Source organism: Maribellus sp. CM-23, from assembly GCF_021354595.1.
GTDB lineage: Bacteria > Bacteroidota > Bacteroidia > Bacteroidales > Prolixibacteraceae > Draconibacterium.
In genome coordinates, this window is sequence record NZ_JADWYJ010000001.1 from 15379 (window position 1) to 33547 (window position 18169).

General features: G+C 44.1%; 17 protein-coding genes. 12 read left to right on the plus strand and 5 right to left on the minus strand.

Annotation, left to right across the window (positions count from 1 at the left end; translation table 11 throughout):
* Nucleotides 1-73 precede the first annotated feature (73 nt).
* The 6 genes from INQ51_RS00055 to INQ51_RS00080 all read left to right on the plus strand — a co-directional run bounded on the left by INQ51_RS00055 (nt 74) and on the right by INQ51_RS00080 (nt 5241).
* On the plus strand, nt 74-844 hold the full coding sequence (locus INQ51_RS00055) for an AMP nucleosidase (protein WP_233375847.1): 771 nt from the start codon (nt 74-76) through the stop codon (nt 842-844).
* 1 nt (nt 845) lies between these two features.
* Nucleotides 846-1847, plus strand: coding sequence for a DNA polymerase III subunit delta (gene holA / locus INQ51_RS00060; RefSeq protein WP_233375848.1), 1002 nt, complete (start codon nt 846-848; stop codon nt 1845-1847).
* Between the two features lie 2 nt (nt 1848-1849).
* Nucleotides 1850-2464 (plus strand): rhomboid family intramembrane serine protease, encoded by a 615-nt coding sequence (locus INQ51_RS00065; protein ID WP_233375849.1) that lies wholly within the window; start codon nt 1850-1852, stop codon nt 2462-2464.
* Nucleotides 2465-2466: 2 nt separating this feature from the next.
* Nucleotides 2467-3291, plus strand: a complete 825-nt coding sequence (locus INQ51_RS00070; RefSeq protein WP_233375850.1) for an aminotransferase class IV — start codon at nt 2467-2469, stop codon at nt 3289-3291.
* A gap of 247 nt (nt 3292-3538) precedes the next feature.
* A complete protein-coding gene (locus INQ51_RS00075) occupies nt 3539-4714 on the plus strand; it encodes a sialidase family protein (protein ID WP_233375851.1) in 1176 nt (391 codons plus the stop codon).
* An 83-nt stretch (nt 4715-4797) separates the two neighbouring features.
* Nucleotides 4798-5241, plus strand: coding sequence for a hypothetical protein (locus INQ51_RS00080; protein ID WP_233375852.1), 444 nt, complete (start codon nt 4798-4800; stop codon nt 5239-5241).
* A 93-nt stretch (nt 5242-5334) separates the two neighbouring features.
* On the opposite strand, the gene fabF is transcribed toward INQ51_RS00080, so the two are convergent.
* The 5 genes from fabF to mazG all read right to left on the minus strand — a co-directional run bounded on the left by fabF (nt 5335) and on the right by mazG (nt 10499).
* Complete coding sequence (gene fabF, locus INQ51_RS00085) at nt 5335-6579, minus strand: beta-ketoacyl-ACP synthase II (RefSeq protein ID WP_233375853.1); 1245 nt, start codon at nt 6577-6579, stop codon at nt 5335-5337.
* 69 nt (nt 6580-6648) lie between these two features.
* Complete coding sequence (locus INQ51_RS00090) at nt 6649-7209, minus strand: TetR/AcrR family transcriptional regulator (RefSeq protein ID WP_233375854.1); 561 nt, start codon at nt 7207-7209, stop codon at nt 6649-6651.
* Nucleotides 7210-7441: 232 nt separating this feature from the next.
* Nucleotides 7442-7867, minus strand: a complete 426-nt coding sequence (locus INQ51_RS00095; protein WP_233375855.1) for an SRPBCC domain-containing protein — start codon at nt 7865-7867, stop codon at nt 7442-7444.
* Nucleotides 7868-7993: 126 nt separating this feature from the next.
* Entirely contained in the window at nt 7994-9517 is a 1524-nt protein-coding gene (locus INQ51_RS00100) for a glycosyltransferase family 39 protein (RefSeq protein WP_233375856.1), read from the minus strand.
* Nucleotides 9518-9722: 205 nt separating this feature from the next.
* On the minus strand, nt 9723-10499 hold the full coding sequence (gene mazG / locus INQ51_RS00105) for a nucleoside triphosphate pyrophosphohydrolase (protein WP_233375857.1): 777 nt from the start codon (nt 10497-10499) through the stop codon (nt 9723-9725).
* Nucleotides 10500-10715: 216 nt separating this feature from the next.
* On the opposite strand from mazG, the gene INQ51_RS00110 reads away from it, so the two are divergent.
* The 6 genes from INQ51_RS00110 to INQ51_RS00135 all read left to right on the plus strand — a co-directional run bounded on the left by INQ51_RS00110 (nt 10716) and on the right by INQ51_RS00135 (nt 18159).
* Nucleotides 10716-11714: a PhoH family protein gene (locus tag INQ51_RS00110; protein ID WP_233375858.1), complete on the plus strand. Its 999-nt coding sequence runs from the start codon at nt 10716-10718 to the stop codon at nt 11712-11714.
* A gap of 114 nt (nt 11715-11828) precedes the next feature.
* A complete protein-coding gene (locus INQ51_RS00115; protein WP_233375859.1) occupies nt 11829-12773 on the plus strand; it encodes a phosphoribosylaminoimidazolesuccinocarboxamide synthase in 945 nt (314 codons plus the stop codon).
* A gap of 107 nt (nt 12774-12880) precedes the next feature.
* Entirely contained in the window at nt 12881-14359 is a 1479-nt protein-coding gene (locus INQ51_RS00120) for a hypothetical protein (protein ID WP_233375860.1), read from the plus strand.
* Between the two features lie 93 nt (nt 14360-14452).
* Entirely contained in the window at nt 14453-14962 is a 510-nt protein-coding gene (locus tag INQ51_RS00125) for a TlpA family protein disulfide reductase (RefSeq protein WP_233375861.1), read from the plus strand.
* A gap of 505 nt (nt 14963-15467) precedes the next feature.
* The gene (locus INQ51_RS00130; protein ID WP_233375862.1) at nt 15468-16667 is read left to right on the plus strand and encodes a S8 family peptidase; all 1200 of its coding nucleotides are present in this window, start codon (nt 15468-15470) and stop codon (nt 16665-16667) included.
* Nucleotides 16668-16926: 259 nt separating this feature from the next.
* The gene (locus INQ51_RS00135; protein ID WP_233375863.1) at nt 16927-18159 is read left to right on the plus strand and encodes a S8 family peptidase; all 1233 of its coding nucleotides are present in this window, start codon (nt 16927-16929) and stop codon (nt 18157-18159) included.
* The last annotated feature ends 10 nt before the right edge of the window (nt 18160-18169 follow it).

The window sequence follows — 18169 nt, forward strand, 5'->3', positions numbered from 1 at the left end:
AAAATGTACATTTGTGTCAACCTTTCAACCTTACCCATTTCAGATTGTTCAAAGGTAAAATATTTCAAATTGTATGAAGACAAAAAAAGAAATCGTTGAAAACTGGCTTCCCCGGTATACAGGGAAAAGTCTGGAAGACATTGGACAATTTATTCTGTTAACCAATTTTCAGGATTATGTGGAAAAATTTGCCCGGAAGTTTGAAGTGCCGGTAGAAGGCGCCGATAAAAACATGCCGAGTGCCACTGCCGAAGGAATTACCATTATTAATTTTGGAATGGGAAGCCCGAATGCAGCCACCATCATGGACCTTTTGAGCGCAATCCACCCCAAGGCCGTACTTTTCCTGGGAAAATGCGGCGGGTTAAAAAAGAAAAACCAACTGGGCGATCTTATTCTTCCGATTGCCGCCATACGACGCGAAGGTACCTCCGACGACTATCTTCCACCCGAAATTCCTGCCTTACCGGCATTTAGCCTCGAAAGAGCGGTTTCGCACATTTTACGTAACCAGGGACAGGATTACTGGACCGGCGTGGTTACCACCATTAACCGCCGTGTGTGGGAGTTCGACAACCAGTTTAAAAAATACCTGAAGAAAACCCGCGCCATTGCGATTGATATGGAAACGGCCACCCTGTTTACAGTGGGTTTTGCCAATTCCATCCCAACCGGTGCGCTTTTGCTGGTGTCTGATCAGCCCATGATCTCGTCGGGAGTAAAAACCAGTGCCAGCGACCACAAGGTAACTTCGCAATTTGTGGAAAAACATATACAGGCAGGCATCGATGCACTGCTTGAAATCAAAAACAACGGACTTTCCGTGAAACACCTGAGATTTTAACATGGAGTTTGGCGATATTTTACAAGACCTGAAAAAGGGAATTTACTACCCCATTTATTTGCTGCAGGGCGAAGAACCTTATTTTATTGACATTATTTCGGAGTACATCGAAAAGAACGTGCTGACCGATGCCGAAAAAGGCTTCAACCAAACCGTTTTTTACGGCAAAGATTCGGATACGATCAACATCGCGGAAAGCTCAATGCGTTTCCCGATGATGGCCAGCAAACAGGTGATTATTGTAAAAGAAGCGCAAAGTTTAAACAAGATCGAATTACTGTCGTCGTATGCCGAAAAGCCACTGGAATCAACGATTCTGGTGCTGGCGCACAAGTACAAAACGGTGGATGCCCGCAGTAAACTGGTAAAGGCGATCAAAAAAAACGGGGTGATCCTGACCACCAAAAAACTGTATGAAAACCAGGTTCCGGCCTGGATCGACAAATACCTGAAAAGTCACGACTACACCATTACCCCGCAGGCAGCACAACTCCTGACTTCTTTTTTGGGGACCGACCTCAGCAAAGTGGCCAACGAGTTGAACAAACTGGTAATTGCCGTAAAAGATTCGAACCGGATTACGCCCGAGCACATCGAGAAAAACATTGGTGTGAGCAAGGATTTCAATTTAATTGAACTGCAAACTGCACTCGGAAACAAAGACATATTACGAGCCAACAAAATCATCCAGTATTTTGGCTCCAACCCAACGCTTAACCCCATTCAAAAAACCATTGCCGGGCTGTATTTCTATTATTCAAAATTATTTACCTATCATTTTCTGAAAGACAAATCGGAACGCAGTGTGGCCGCAGAGTTACGGGTGAACCCCTACTTTGTCCGCGATTACATCAGCGCCGCCAAAAAATACTCGCCCACCAAATTGTACGAGATTATGGGAATCTTGCGCGAGTACGATCTGAAAAGCAAAGGACTCAATGTTTCCACCATGGTGGACAGCGGTGATCTGCAAAAGGAAATGATCTATAAAATTCTACACTGATTATGATGATGACCTGGTTTATAATAGGGGTTACAGTACTTATTTCGTACATGGCATTTCGCAACCCCGAAATGGCGTCGAAACTGCAGTTCAATGCCGCACAGATTATTCACCGCAAGGAATATTACCGGCTGATTTCGCATGCGTTTATTCACGCCAACTGGGCACACCTGGGGGTAAACATGCTGGTGCTGTTCTTTTTCGGGCGCAATATTGAAGCCTATTTTAACTTTTACTTCGGGAACAAGGGAACCGCGTTTTACCTGTTGCTGTATTTCGGCGGCATTCTGGCCTCCAACCTGTGGAGCCTCATCAAACACAAGAACAACTACTATTACAATGCGGTGGGTGCTTCGGGAGCCGTTTCGGCGGTACTTTTTGCCACCATCTTTTTTGATCCGTGGGAACCGCTGTACCTGTTTGCCGTTCTCCCTATTCCGGGAATTCTGTTTGCTGCCGGCTATCTTTTTTATTCGTACCGGATGAGCCAGAAACAAAGCGACAACGTGGCGCACGATGCGCACTTTCTGGGAGCTGTGTTTGGCTTTGTATTCCCGATTTTGTTAAAGCCCGAACTCTTCGACCGCTTTATTGACCATCTTTTTGTATTCTTTTAGGCATGAAAACGCTGATTGTCAACGGAGAAGTTTGTTCGTTGGAGGAAGTCAGCATGAACCGCTGGCTGCTGGACGACCCGGTGATTCTGTCGCAAAAAGTGTGGTTTGGTTACGGCGGCATTCCTTTGCTGAATGAAAACGTGGAAAGTCTGCACCGACAAACGCAGGAGCTCGGAGCTCTGCTTCCTTCACTGTTTCGAAACCAACGCGAGCTTTTTCGCCTCTGCAAACGCATGCTCAATAAAAACCGGTTTTATCGTTCGGGGACCATCCATATCCGGCTTTACGTATCAGCGAAAACGGTCAATTACCTGATCACTTCCGAGGCCCGTGAAATCTTTGATTTTCCGATTTCGGAGCAGGGAATGCTGGTCAACGTCAGCCAGCGGCGGAAACCGCTTAGTCAACTGGGCTCCTACCCTTTTTACAGCCGCTTGCTTTGGGAAACTGCCCGGAACACTCTTCGGAACGAATACCGTAATTCAATACTTCTGAACGATAAAAACTACGTTTGTGAAGGAATTGCAGCCACTCTTTTTATGGTGAAAGACCGGGTTTTGATCACTCCGTCAACAGAATCAGGATGCTGCAACCCGGTGATCCGCGAAATGGTTCTGAAACTGGGGCACCAGATGGGCTTAAAAGTAATGGAAGTACCGGAGTTGGAAAAAGAGCTGCTTTTTCATGTAGAGGAGTTATTTCTCGTTAGCGAAGCAACTGGCATTGAATGGATACTCGGATTGGAAAACAAACGTTTCGTTCGCTCCTTTTCGCTGGACCTTCACAATGAACTCAATCTTTTTCTGCAAAACAAAGTTGCCAACTAGGCCTTCAAACTAAATGTCGATTTATGCTTCTTCTATTTCCCTGAGGAAATTCCTCTTATCTTTCAAACGATTAAAATATGTTAAATACATTTTTCTTCTTTGGATCATTTTGATTTATATGTACTTTTAAACGCTTGCTAATCAATAAAACTCTAATGGCATTACCCGACATAAACGCTGAATTAAGAAAAGGTAATCGTATGATTATTACTGATGATCAATTAACCCAACACCCCCTCTCAAACAAATGAAAACTGTCATCGTCATCGCCTTTCTGCTTGTCTTTGCAACCTCTTGTAAATTAAATCCGGAGCGCGAAGAAAAAGCCATCATTGTAAAAGAGCTCTGGAGCCAATCAGATACTTCCTACAATAATTTTCGCATTCCATCGCTTATCGTTACACCCAGCAACACGCTGTTGGCTTTTGCTGAAGGCCGGGAAGGTGGCGACACCGGCAATATCGATATTCTGTTAAAGCGCTCAACCGACCATGGAAAAACATGGGAAAGCCAAACCGTTGTGTGGGACGATGGGAACAACACCTGCGGTAATCCCTGTCCGGTGATTGATCAGATTACCGGTCGGATCATCCTGTTTATGACCTGGAACCTGGGAAGCGATCACGAATCGGATATTATACGGAAGAAAAGCCAGGATACGCGCGTTCCGTACATGACCTATTCTGACGATGACGGGTTGACCTGGTCGAAACCGCAAAACATGCTGGAAAGCTGTAAAGACACAAGTTGGGGTTGGTATGCTACCGGCCCGGGTGTGGGCATTCAGCTAACATCCGCAGCATTTAAAGGTCGTTTGATTATTCCCTGCAACAACAGCTATGATGCTCCTGATTTCAAAAAACCGGACGGATTTGGCTATGGTTGCCATGTGCTTTTAAGCGACGACCGCGGAGCATCCTGGCGAATGAGTGAAATGATAAAACCACAGGTAAACGAAAGTCAGGTAGTGGAATTAAGCGACGGAACACTGATGATGAACATGCGCTCGTACAACGACAAAGCCTGCCGTGCTTTTTCGCTGAGCACCGACGGAGGTGAGACCTGGAGCGATGTTCAGCACGCAGTACAACTCGTGGAACCCGTTTGCCAGGCCAGTATTATTCATTACGGAAACTACGAGGGAAAGAATATGTACCTTTTTGCCAACCCGGCCGTTCCGTTTAGCCGGACAAATATGACCATCAAAACCAGTTTTGACGACTGCTCTGCCTGGAGCAATTCGAAACTGATCTACGAAGGTCCTTCAGCCTATTCCTGCCTCGCCAAATTGCCCAACGGAAATGTTGGTTTGTTTTTCGAATGCGGCGAAAAAAGTCCTTATGAAAAAATGATGTTTGTATCGTTCGCCCCCGGAGAGTTATTTACCCCCGGATCGGTTTTAGTCAATTTTATCAAAGAGTAATTTAAACCAACACAAACACCCCGGGCATCAGAAATTTTGCCCCGAAATACAATTGCCATAATTTTCAATAAACCAATAATCACATGATCAAAACATTCACATTTAGCTTTCTGATTTTATTTTCCATACTTCTGAATTCCTGCTTTTTTACCACCAATTCAGCAGACTCTGAGCTAACAAGAACCGATATGCTGGGCACCTGGAAAGTAGCTGCAGAATCGTACGAAAAGCTGGCGGAAGAAAAAGCGGATGATAAAATTGTTACAGGAATTCGGTTAAATGCCGATTCTACCGTAACTGTTTTCTACGGAAAAAAGATGGAGAAAGAAACAAAGGGCAAATGGCGCTGGAAAGTTGAGAAAAAGGTTGGAAACGAAACCGTTTCTTTCAGCATGGAAAGTGATGTGGTAGTAACCATCGGCAGGCACACCCTGCTGGCCATGCAGGCCATAGAAAACAAAGGCAAGCTAAAACTGATCGCCAGAAACTATATCTTCGAAAAAAAAGGCAAAGGTAGCATCCGTTAATACAAGGGTATATACGTACAAAAATACCGGTGCAATCATTCGAATCAACGACTCGGACAATTGCACCGGTATTAAAAGCACACAAACGTTGTGTTAATTGTATTTTCGGAATACGCTGGTTGAAGTATGTCCGCCAAAACCAAAGGTGTTACTAAGCGCCACTTTCACTTCCTTTTTCTGAGCTTTGTGCGGAGTAAGATTTAACTCAGGGTTGATTTGCGGATCCAGCTCCCCAAGGTTGATCGTGGGCGGAATAATCCCCTGCTCCACTGCTTTTACACACGCAATAGCTTCGATGGCGCCCGCTGCCCCCAGTAGGTGCCCGGTCATGGATTTGGTGGCGCTTATATGGAGCTTGTCCAAACTGTTCCGGAAAACCTTTTCAATGGCCAGGCACTCGCTGATATCGCCTACCGGCGTTGACGTGGCGTGAGCATTTATATAATTTACATCCTCCGGTTTTAGGTTGGCATCTTCCAACGCACCTTCCATTGCCAGCACAGCTCCCAGCCCTTCAGGGTGAGTGGCTGCCACATGGTAAGCATCCGATGCTGCCCCATAACCGGCCAGTTCGCAATAAATTCTGGCTCCTCTTTTTAGGGCATGCTCCAGCTCTTCAATCACTAAAACCCCGGCACCTTCACCAGCTACAAAGCCATCCCGCGACTTGTCAAACGGCCGCGATGCAGTTTCCGGGCTTTCGTTCAAGGTCGACATTGCCTTCATTGAATTGAAACCACCAACACAAGCCTGTGTGATCGAAGCCTCCGAACCGCCGGCGATAACCACATTGGCACGCCCCAGCCGAATCAGGTCCAGGGCATTGGCAATGGCATTGTTCGAGGATGCGCAAGCCGATGTTAAAGAGTAACTTACCCCGTGCAGACCATAGCGGATAGAGATCTGCCCCGTGGCAATGTTTGAAATCATTTTGGTAATAAAAAACGGGCTGAATCTTGGTTGCTGCGTGTTTTCTCCAAACTTCAGAATCTCGTCTTCAAAGGTCTGCATGCCGCCAATTCCGGTCGCCAGGATCACTCCTATTTTATTCCGGTCGCATGCATCCAGGTCTAAGCCCGAATCCTTAATGCCCTCGTCGGTGGCAGCCAATGCATAAAGCGTGTACAAATCCATCTTGCGAACTTCCGATTTTTCGAACATCGCCGAAGGATCAAAACCTTTCACCTCGCACGCAAATTTTGTTTTATGATTTGTTGTATCAAACCGGGTGATCGGAGTTGCGCCACTTTTCCCGTTTATCAAACTCTGCCAAAAATCGTTGACATTGTTTCCTAATGGAGTAACGGCCCCCAATCCTGTTATTACTGCTCGTTTCATTTTTATCAATTTTTGAAAGTGAATTGCTTTGCAATACTTACTAGTAAGTAAGTTGACTAGGCAAATTTTTTAGGACTTTAGTCCTTCCTGAATGGCCTGACAAAAGCTTTTGTAATCAAAGTTTTTTACGATTCTCGAAAGTTGCAGGCTGGCCACTAAACTGGAAAAGATCATCGCCGCTTTGTTGTGCGAATCTTCATTAAACACAAAAAAACCTTTTTCCTTTCCAGAAGTAAGGATTTCGGTCAGCCAGTTTACAATCAGTTCGGTCATTTTTACCAGTTCGTTCTGAGTGTTCTCATTCAGTGTATCAAAGTCGGGACCGAGCGATCCAAAAATGCAGAGCTTCTGCTCTCTGTTGCTTTTTATATAGATTTTAATAAAGGCATCCAACTGTTTCCATTCGTCAAATCCACGACTGTGCATGTTATCGATCATCTCTTCGAAACGCAGAATATTTGTTTTTACAATACTGGTCCCGAGATTGGCTTTTGTAGGAAAGTAGTAATGAACCGCCGCATTTTTGATTCCCAGTTCCGTAGAAATATCCTGGTAGCTAAAAGCATTGTATCCTTTGGTCAGAATCAAATTCTCACCCAATTCAATAATTCTTTCCCTGGTAACTGACATCGCTATTTTTTTTGAATTACGGAATCAAAAATACTTACTAATAAGTAAGTATCCAAATTTTATTGAAAATCAGCATCAAAATTGCTTTTGGCAAGCGAAACCATAATGCATTGATAATACAAAGGTTTTAATACGAATGATATTCGATTATAAAATGATCATTGGCCGAAAGACACCTGCCTTCCAGTAGGCAGGAAAGAAAAATATCCGCAACTTCTAACTTCAGCTTAAACTACTTCGCTGCTTCTTCTGCCAGCTTTTTGAAGTTGTTCAGAATGGCCTGCCAGCCGTTTCTTTGCAAGACAACGGGGTGCATGTTTTCGGCTTCAAAGGTTTCGGTCACCCGTGTTTTATCGCTTTCTTCAGTAAAAACGATATTTACCATGCGCCCGTCATCAATCCGGTATTCAATAACTTTCAGCTGCTCAACACGGGTGTACTCACCCGAGAAATCAAAGCCCACACTGTCGTCACTTGCTTTCATGAGATACGAGAAGCGCCCACCGGTCTGAAGATCGTTTTCCGCCGTCGGACATTTCCAGTCGTCCGATGCAAAATTCCATTTTGTAATAAACTCGGGCTCTGTCCAAACCTTCCATGCCTTTTCGAGAGGTGCATTCACCAAGACTTCTACCGTAACTTTTTCGTTGGGTTCCATACTTCATCGGTTTAAAATGTTAGAATACCTTTAGTATCCAAGTTTTAAAACAATTCAGGTGCATTTTGGTTTTAAAGCGGCAAGGATCAGTAAGTCATCTCTTTCCTGTGGAGGTAAATCAACCACTCAATGTTTTCTGCTTTCGATCTCCTCGCGCAGAATATCGTTGATCGAAACTTTTGCCGCTTGCAAAAGATAGACACTGGTTCCGCGCTCCCTTGCATAGGGATTTTGAATTTTTCCGATCAAACTGATTTTCTCAAAAAACGCACGTTCACGGGTTCGTTCCGGATCGTCGTCGTCGCTAGTCTGCACCAGGATGACATTTTCAATTTTAAACTCGTCCAGCGGATACCAGAAAATATAATCGGCGTTCATCGAAAGAGCTTCGGTATATTTTTGCTTAGAGTAATAGTTAATTGCTCCGGCCTGCCCGTAATTATCGCAATGAATGATAGTATGTGCCTTGTCGTCCACCAAAGTAAAAGCCGAATCAACCAAATGTGCCAGTTCTCTCCAGCCCTGCATGTCGGCATAGTCTTGCGGAAGGTCGTGCAGTTGCCCGTCTTCCCAGCGATTGGCTCCGTATTTATTAAACAATTCCTGTTTTTCAAGTATTTGCCCGGGCGAATAAACGGGGAGCATTATGGGTGCAACAGGCATAAAAACCAGCACCGGAACCAAAATTACAGGAATACGAAGATACCGTAGCCATCCGCTTGAAAGCAGTTTTTCGAAATAAACCGCACCAAAGGCGATAAAAGCCGGGTACAGTCCGATGCTGTAATAGTTTTTGGCTCTCAGATAGGTAAAAATGACCATGGTAAATACAAAAGCGTAGAAAAACACCCGGTAATTTTTGTGCGGTTGATACGTATAAAACGAAACAAAAGCCAGCAAAATTACCAACAAAGATCCGGGGAAAAAGACAAGCTGGTCTATCAGAAAGTCAGCCCGGTTAACATTTACCAGTTGGGTACTTGCCAGTGTCTGCATATGAGTTACCAAAGGCAGGGCATTACTGATTTGCCAGACTACATTGGGTAACACCAGCAGCACCGCCAGCAAAGCGGCCAGCCAGAAGTGTTTGTTTTTTAAAACCGTGCGCTGCGGCGTAAGTAAAATAGCCGGAACAAGACCAAGCACCAAAAAGCCAATGTTGTATTTGTTTAGCAGCCCAAGTGCTAAAACTACAGCCGTATAGTACAGCCAGCGGTTCTCCTGGGTTTTAATGTATTTCAGGAGAGTAAAAAAGAGCAGTGTCCAGCACAAAAAGTCGAGTGAGTTGGGCTGATACAGAATATTAATGCGTACAAACACCGAGAACAAAACGCTTGTTGCCGCCAGTATTTGTGCAAACAGGCCGCCGTTGAGCTCTTCCACTATTTTCCACACCACCCAAATTACCAGGGCACCAAACAATGCCGGAAAAAATTTCACCCAGAAAACACTGTTTCCGAGCAGCAAGATAAGCGATGAAAGCAGCCCCGTAAGCGGCGGAACCGAAGTATACCCCCAGGCCAGGTGTTTGCCCAAATCGATGTGCAGGAATTCGTCGCGGTGTAATTCGTAAACCGGGTTAATGGCAAAATACTGTAGCACAAATTTAAGCACGATAAACGCCAGCAGGATGTATTTACTTTTCTTCATGACCTTTGGTTGGGTAAATTTTGCAAGGACACGAAAGGTACTTCTTTTTGCAACTCCCAACAACGTTTTAAGGCAAGTACCCACATTGCTTCTGTGAACTGTGCTTTTGTACAGACAAACTCTGTCCATCTCCCTTCCAACAACACGTAAGAAGACCTGCGCAACATTAAACCCAAAACTGCGACTGAAGACTGCGAACTAAAACCTACTCCTCCTTCTTCGCCTCCTCCCAAATCTCATCCATTTCGGCCAGGCTCATATCGTGTAGGTTTTTACCTTTTAAAAGTGTTTGGCTTTCGAGGTAATTAAAGCGTTTAATGAATTTCAGGTTGGTGCGTTCGAGCGCCGCTTCGGGATCGATCCCGTACAAACGGGCCGCGTTCACCATGGCAAAAAACAGGTCGCCAAATTCGGCTTCCATCTTGTCTTCGTCCACTTTATCAATTTCGTGGCTCAGCTCGTTCACTTCTTCCCTCACTTTATCCCACACCTGTTCGCGGTATTCCCAATCGAAACCAACGCCACTGGCTTTTTCCTGAATACGGTTGGCTTTTACCAGCGCCGGCATGGCTATTGGCACACCTTCCAACACCCGTTTGTTGCCACCTTTTTCTTTTAATTTGAGCGCCTCCCAGTTTTCTACCACCGTCCGCGCCGAACCATCCACATCCGTATCACCAAAAACATGCGGATGCCGGTAAACCAGCTTTTTATTGATTCCTTCCAACACATCACCCATGTCGAAAGCGCCTTTCTCGGAACCTATTTTTGCATAAAAAACAATGTGCAGCATCAAGTCGCCCAATTCCTTTTTTATTTCCTGAAGATCGTTTTTCAGAATGGCATCTCCCAACTCATAAGTCTCTTCAATCGTTAATTTCCGCAACGACTCCAGCGTTTGTTCCTTGTCCCACGGACATTTTTTGCGGAGCTCATCCATTATCGCAAGTAATTCTTTAAAAGCCTCTATTTTTCGTTCCATCGTTTGCTGTTTAATATTCCCGAATTTAACGAATCTCATCCATCGGGGTTGAAGTAATCGGGCAAAGTTATTGAAAATTAAAAATCAAACAGGTTTTGTATCCTGTAAGAAAAAATTGTTTTGCGAAAACGTTCGTACAGACCTTTTACAATCAATGCCCAACACACAAATTTATTTTGTAATTTTGGGCACATTCAAAAACAATAGAATAAGCACTTGGATAAACAAATATTACTGGAAGGAATTGACCCGCTGGAGTTTTTCGGGATCAATAATGCGAAGATCGAACTGATAAAAAAACTCTTTCCCAAAATCAACATTGTAGCCCGTGGCAATGCCCTCTTTGTTCAGGGCGAGCCCAAAGAAATAAAAGCATTTGAGAAGAAGTTTGCGCTTATTTTGGATCATTATTATCAATACAATATTCTTACCGAAGAAATTATTATTGAACTGATGCAAAGCGGTGTTTCTTCGATGGAAGAAAACGGCGGAAGCGAACCCGACATCATTGTTTTTGGCAACAGTGGAAAACCGGTGAGAGCGCGTACTCCCAACCAACACAGGTTGCTGGAAGAATCGGCGAAAAACGATCTTATTTTTGCCATCGGCCCTGCCGGAACCGGTAAAACCTACACCGCCATTGCATTGGCAGTCAGGGCACTCAAAAACAAGGAGATCCGCAAAATAATACTGAGCCGCCCAGCTGTGGAAGCCGGTGAAAACCTGGGTTTTTTACCCGGCGATCTGAAGGATAAAATCGACCCGTACCTGCAACCGCTTTACGATGCTTTGCAGGACATGATTCCGCTAAAAAAACTGGAAGAGTTCATGAAAGACGGCACCATTCAGATTGCACCGCTGGCCTTTATGCGTGGACGAACGTTAAGCAATGCTTATGTAATTCTGGACGAAGCGCAGAATACCACGATCAACCAGCTTAAAATGTTTCTGACCCGAATGGGCTTAAATGCCAAATTCATCATTACGGGCGACATTACACAGATCGACCTGCCAAGAAAAAGTCATTCGGGTTTGATCCAGGCGTTGAAAATCCTGAAAAACATCGAAGGCATTTCAACCATTCATTTCGACAAAAAAGACATTGTTCGTCACCGTTTGGTACGCGACATTGTGGATGCCTACGACAAACACCAGGAAGAGCGAGAAAGAGAGAAGGAAAAAGCGGAGGCTGAGGAAAAGAGGGGAAAACATTAGCTGTTTAGAACGAGTGATAAAAACTTTAAACTTTTGCGGGCTAAATTTGTATAAAAAACAACTCCCAACGAACAACTGGAAATTTAAAATTCAATCATAATTAAAAACAATACAATGAGTAACGCATTAACAAAAACCGAGTTTAACTTTCCGGGCCAGAAAAGCTTTTACAAAGGAAAAGTACGCGACGTGTACAATATCAACGACGATTACCTGGTAATGGTGGTTTCCGACCGTATTTCTGCATTTGATGTGGTGCTTCCCAAAGGAATCCCTTACAAAGGACAGGTATTGAACCAGATTGCCGAAAAGTTTCTGGATGCCACTTCAGATATTGTTCCCAACTGGAAAATTGAATCGCCCGATCCAAACGTAACCGTTGGACACATGTGCGAACCCTATAAAGTTGAAATGGTGATTCGCGGATACCTTACCGGCCACGCATGGCGTGAGTACAGTGCCGGAAAAAGAACACTTTGCGGTGTTGCAATGCCTGAAGGAATGGTGGAAAATCAGAAATTCCCCGAACCGATTCTGACACCAACGACGAAAGCCGACGAAGGTCACGACGAAGATATTTCGAGAGAAGATATTATTGCGCAGGGATTGGTTGACAAAGCAGAATACGAAATGCTGGAAGATTATACCCGTAAACTTTTCCAACGCGGAACTGAAATGGCTGCAGAGAAAGGGTTGATTTTGGTTGATACCAAATACGAATTTGGCAAGAAAGACGGAAAGATCTACCTGATCGACGAAATTCACACACCCGACTCATCACGCTATTTTTATGCTGAAGGCTACCAAGAAAGACTGGAAAAAGGCGAAAAGCAAAAACAGCTTTCCAAGGAATTTGTTCGCCAGTGGCTGATCGAGAACGGCTTCCAGGGAAAAGACGGACAGACCATTCCGGCAATGAGCGAAGAATTTGTAAACTCGGTTTCGGATCGTTACATCGAACTTTTCGAGAACATTACCGGCGATACCTTTGTGAAGTCTGACACATCGGCGATTAACGGACGAATTGAAAAGGCCGTGAATGATTTTCTGAAGAAATAGAACTTCAATAAAATACAAGTTTTAAAACACCTGTCGTATTTACGGCAGGTGTTTTTTTATTATTACATTGCAGATCAAGCACAAAAACTAAAAACAACAGCTGCCAAATGCGAACCAAAACCTTTCTATTGTTTTTACTGACGTTGTTGATCACGAATAAAGTCAGTGCCCAAAAAGAATACATTTCACGGGAAGTTGCGAAGAAAAACTACCAGGGCTACCTGCAAATGCAGGATTCAAACTATACCGAAGCGATCAAGTTTTTTGACGAAGCGATTACCAAAGACCCCGACGCCTTCTTTGTTTACCAGAATCGGGCGATATGCCGTCTTGAGCTCAAAGATACCCTTGGAGCCATTTCCGATTTCAAGATGAATATCAAACTAGAACCTGCCAACACAGAAACAAGATATGCACTCGGAAACATCTACAAAAAGCAAAACGATTCACTCAATGCCGTATACTATTTCAGGCAAGCCATTGAGAAAGCCGATATGGAATACAACCAAACCAAACTACTCTTTATGAATAACTTTGTTGGGCATGTGTACCGCCAGCAGCAAAAATGGGATTCAGCATTGGTTTATTACGACCAGGTAAAGAAATACACCCCGCAAGATGCTTCTGTTTATATCAATTCCGCCGTATGTTATTATCACCTCGACAGCACTGAACTTTTTTGCAGCGACCTCGAACGTTCCTTTATTTTAGGTGGTGCCGTAAATTGTTTTACATTAAAAGGACTTTGCAACGGCTGTTCTCATTTACTTGCCGAACGTGGCGGCAATATCGACACAACTTCAATGAAGCTCGATTCCCGGCTAAGTACTATAATTTCAGATACGATTAGCTATCATTTTGGCAACAGAGCACTCGCAGGTTTGTCATATCCCGAAAAATCAAGAAAAGTAAAGATCTACTACAACCATCTTTGGCAAATTTGTTTGCCTGAAAATGCGTCGTACTACCGCGAAGCTTTCTGGGCACAGCATGTTAACTACTTTGGAGGAAGCTTTACCGATTATTACCGGGATGGAAATCTCTATGCCAAAGGACGCATTGAAAGCACACAACTTACGGACGACTATGTTTCTTATTACCCAAATGGTTCTGAAAAAATAAAAGGACGTTTTGCCAAAGGGCTTCCGGTGGGCAGATGGACCTGGTTCAAAGAAGATGGGCAAGCCGCCTTCCAAGTGGCCTTTCTAATGGACGAATTTAAAATTCAATGGATGGATTCTTCCCATCCAGATTATGCCGTTAATTCGGGTACAGGAAAATTCACCCTAATGCTGGACAATTGGAACGGCTTTTCGTTTGAACTCCAGGGTGAGTACCAAAACGAAGAGCGCAACGGAAAATGGCAGTATATTCAGGGAGGTAAAGTAATTATTTCAGAGAATTTTAAGAAGGGAGCCTTTAAATCGGGATTTGCAACAACGGATAACGGAAAGGTTAATCTGACCAATACGGCTTTGAAGGCGCTTACCTTTGTTCCTCCCCAGCTTACGCAGGTAAGAAATCTGTTTTTTGATTCCATTGAAGCAGCAAACCACTATTCTTTTATCCAAAAATTTGGGTTTTAAGCCGCGAATTTATTTTCTTCGCGTCAATTAATGGCTTGGTTTATAAGTACCAGGCAGAAGAATCAAATTTTGAACAAAGTCAATAACACCACCATGAATAAGTTATTTACCTTCCTTTTAATACTCTTCTCGGTACTGGTTTCAAACGCTCAGGATGAATTCACGTTGGCCAAACAAGGAGAAGCAGCACCCGATTTTAGCTTTGAAACAGCACCCGGAAAAATGGTAAAACTGTCGGAACTAAAAGGAAAAGTAGTCTGGATCAATTTCTTTGCCACCTGGTGTCCTCCCTGCCGGAAAGAGCTTCCTCATTTACAAACAGAGGTTTACGACCAGTACAAGAACAACCAAGACTTTGTGCTCATTATTCTGGGGCGCGAACACTCGTGGGAAGAGCTTAACAAATTCAAGGCAGAACAAAATTTCACCATGCCTTTTTCTCCCGATCACGGAAGAAAAGTGTTCTCGCTTTATGCCCAACAAAATATTCCGCGAAATTTTATTGTCGACAAAGAGGGTAATATCGCCTACTCTTCCATTGGCTTTAACGAGGAAGATTTTGCCAAAATAAAAGCCACCGTTGCCAGCCTACTGGCGAAATAACAAACGAAGAAGCTCTTCCATCCCTTCCTTGCAGGCTACCCGGTTTGAATTGATGTGAGAGATAAAACTCCTTACAGATAGCCAACAAGCTATGTCTGTAGACATATTTAACTTCCTAAACACATTAAGAGTCTGGAAATAAACGCCACATCATCCCTCAACCTGCCCCAAATTTCTGTCTGTAGGAAGTTCGGCCAAATGATTTACACTAAAATAAGAGGTAGCCGAACATGCGTCCTTTTTGGCCGCACAACATCGGGATCAGTCTCCCTTGAAAAAATGCAATATAAACAGGTCAAAGCTTACAAAAAGTCAATTCCCATTTTTCATCCATCCACTAAACCACACTGAATACCAAAGAAACCATTGATCGGCTGCACAAAACACCCTCAACCAAAACGTTTATAGGCCCCAACTTTTATTGACCAAATGTCAATAAAAACAAAATATATTATGTATATTGTAAAGGACAAACTCATTCTATCATTACACTCAACAATTAAAAATGAAAAAAACGCTGTTTAAATTATTCGCATTGGCGTTTGTATTGACGTTGGCGAATGCATGTAACGACGCATTGGTACCCGATGACGTTGAAGAAAGTATCGAACTAAAATCAGCGAACAGTGCTCAAAAGAGTTACATCGTTGTTTTACAGGACGCTGACCTTAACCTTGAACTGACAAAACTAAAAGGTTATGAGAAGAAACAACTAGCCGTACAATCAGCTTCGGAAAAGATCATTAAAAGAACCGGTGTTTCCGGAGCTGAAATTACTTTTACGTATGGAACAGCTGTAAAAGGCTTTGCAGTAAAAATGGCTCCCGGGCAATTGAAAAAATTGGAGAGCGATCCTTCTGTAAAATATATTAATGAAGACCAGGTAATCACCTTGGTTCAACCTTATGTAAAAACAAAAGTTAAACCTGCACCGCAACCAACAGCAGAAGTTACTCCCTGGGGAATTGCGCGTGTTAACGGCGGTGTAACCTATACCGGAAACAATAAAATATGGATCATCGATACAGGAATCGACCTGGATCACCCCGATCTGAATGTGGATTTGGTAAACGGATGGAATTTCGTTGCAAACACGCAGGTTGCTGACGATGACAACGGACACGGTTCACATTGTGCAGGCATTGCAGCAGCCATTGATAACTCGGAAGGTGTAATTGGCGTAGCTGCCGGTGCTACAGTGGTTCCGGTGAAGGTTCTAAACAGAAGAGGATCGGGCTCTTATTCCGCGATCATTGCCGGCGTTGATTGGGTAGCCGATCATGCAGCCACGGGCGATGTTGCCAACATGAGTCTTGGCGGAGGCTATGATGCAACCTTAAATTCAGCCGTGGAAACAGCTGCCGCTCTGGGTATTAAATTCTCGCTTGCCGCCGGGAACGAAAGTACCGATGCCAACACCAAATCGCCGGCCAGTGCCAACGGAGCAAATATCTATACCATTTCTGCCAGCGACGTGAACGATAATTGGGCCTATTTCTCCAATTACGGCAATCCTCCTGTTGATTTTTGCGAGCCCGGTTACAGCATTTATTCTACTTACAAAGGCGGTGGTTACACAACCATGAGTGGAACATCGATGGCCGCACCTCATGCTGCTGGTATCTTATTGCTGGGTAATATAAAACCCGATGGAACAGTAAATGGAGATCCTGATGGTAATCCAGATCCTATTGGAGTTCATTAGAAAGAGAATCATATTTAAAGGCAAGCCCGGGGAATATCTCCCGGGTTTCTTTTTATGTATATTTCCTGACACCAACCCGAATTAACACTCCACTGACACGCAAACAAAAAACATCCTTACCCACTGAGATTAAACAAAATACCACCTGATCTGTTTGAAAGAAAACATAGAGCCGTTTTGCAACGTATAACAAACCTGATTACATAAACACTAAGAATAAAAAGCAAACTCTATCTATTAATTCAAACTTACAATGAAAATGAAAAAAACGCTGTTTAAATTGTTCGCATTGGCTTTGGTGTTAACCATGGGCAATGCATGTAACGACGCATTGGTAACCGATGACCTAGAAGAAAACCTGGAGCTGAAATCGGCCAACACTGCAAAGAAAGGCTACATTGTAGTTCTACAGGACGCTGACATCGATCTTGAACTTTCGAACCTAAAAGGCTACGAAAAGAAACAGCTTGCCATGAAGGCAGCTACCGGGAAAATCCTGAAACGTACCGGCATAAGCGATGCTGAAGTAGGCCATGTTTTCGGTTCTGCACTGAGAGGTTTTTCGGTTAAGATGGCCCCCGGACAGCTAAAAAAATTGCAGGACGATCCATCAGTAAAGTACATTGAAGAAGACCGCATCATTTCCCTCGGCTTACCCGATATTGAAGCGAAAAAAGGAAAACCCGGAGGCGGAGGTACTACCAGTCCGGCCCAGCAAACACCCTGGGGAATAAGCCGTGTAAATGGCATAACAAATTACACAGGCACCAAAAAAGCCTGGGTTGTTGACTCTGGTGTTGACCTGGATCATCCTGACCTGAACGTAAATACCAGCTTAAGCCGAAGTTTCATTATTGGCGGAAAAGCAACTACTCCTGACGATGAAAACGGGCATGGATCGCACGTAGCGGGAACAATCGCTGCCAAAAATAATTCGATTGGAGTAATTGGGGTGGCTCCCGGAGCCCAGGTAGTTTCCTGCCGGGTACTCGATCGCCGCGGCAGTGGTAGTTTCTCCTGGACCGTGGCAGCACTCGACTACATTGCGACGGATGGTGTTGGAACCGCTGGTGATGTGGTCAACATGAGCCTCGGACCATCGTCGCGCTATACTGATTCGTCGGTTGATGCAGCTGTGCAGGCAGTGGCAGCCAAAGGAATCAAACTCTCGATTGCTGCGGGTAACGAAAGTGATGATTGTTTCTATTATTCTCCAGCCCACAATAACGGACCCAATATTTACACCGTTTCCGCCATGTGGGAAAGCGACCGCTTTGCAACCGAATTTTCAAACTTCGGATCGCCGGTTGATTATGCTGCACCCGGTGTGTATATTCTTTCAACCTATAAAAACGGAGGTTATGAAACCTTACACGGAACATCCATGGCAGCCCCTCACGTTGCAGGAATATTGCTTTTGGGAAATGTTGCAACCGATGGCCATGTAACATCCGATCCGGATGGAAACCCAGATCCTATTGCCGTTCATTAATATTGAACAA

Coding starts and splice junctions, on each gene's coding strand:
- INQ51_RS00055 (WP_233375847.1), top strand. CDS start 74: ATGAAGACAAAAAAAGAAATCGTTGAAAACTGGCTTCCCCGGTATACA.
- holA (WP_233375848.1), top strand. CDS start 846: ATGGAGTTTGGCGATATTTTACAAGACCTGAAAAAGGGAATTTACTAC.
- INQ51_RS00065 (WP_233375849.1), top strand. CDS start 1,850: ATGATGATGACCTGGTTTATAATAGGGGTTACAGTACTTATTTCGTAC.
- INQ51_RS00070 (WP_233375850.1), top strand. CDS start 2,467: ATGAAAACGCTGATTGTCAACGGAGAAGTTTGTTCGTTGGAGGAAGTC.
- INQ51_RS00075 (WP_233375851.1), top strand. CDS start 3,539: ATGAAAACTGTCATCGTCATCGCCTTTCTGCTTGTCTTTGCAACCTCT.
- INQ51_RS00080 (WP_233375852.1), top strand. CDS start 4,798: ATGATCAAAACATTCACATTTAGCTTTCTGATTTTATTTTCCATACTT.
- fabF (WP_233375853.1), bottom strand. CDS start 6,579: ATGAAACGAGCAGTAATAACAGGATTGGGGGCCGTTACTCCATTAGGA.
- INQ51_RS00090 (WP_233375854.1), bottom strand. CDS start 7,209: ATGTCAGTTACCAGGGAAAGAATTATTGAATTGGGTGAGAATTTGATT.
- INQ51_RS00095 (WP_233375855.1), bottom strand. CDS start 7,867: ATGGAACCCAACGAAAAAGTTACGGTAGAAGTCTTGGTGAATGCACCT.
- INQ51_RS00100 (WP_233375856.1), bottom strand. CDS start 9,517: ATGAAGAAAAGTAAATACATCCTGCTGGCGTTTATCGTGCTTAAATTT.
- mazG (WP_233375857.1), bottom strand. CDS start 10,499: ATGGAACGAAAAATAGAGGCTTTTAAAGAATTACTTGCGATAATGGAT.
- INQ51_RS00115 (WP_233375859.1), top strand. CDS start 11,829: ATGAGTAACGCATTAACAAAAACCGAGTTTAACTTTCCGGGCCAGAAA.
- INQ51_RS00120 (WP_233375860.1), top strand. CDS start 12,881: ATGCGAACCAAAACCTTTCTATTGTTTTTACTGACGTTGTTGATCACG.
- INQ51_RS00125 (WP_233375861.1), top strand. CDS start 14,453: ATGAATAAGTTATTTACCTTCCTTTTAATACTCTTCTCGGTACTGGTT.
- INQ51_RS00130 (WP_233375862.1), top strand. CDS start 15,468: ATGAAAAAAACGCTGTTTAAATTATTCGCATTGGCGTTTGTATTGACG.
- INQ51_RS00135 (WP_233375863.1), top strand. CDS start 16,927: ATGAAAAAAACGCTGTTTAAATTGTTCGCATTGGCTTTGGTGTTAACC.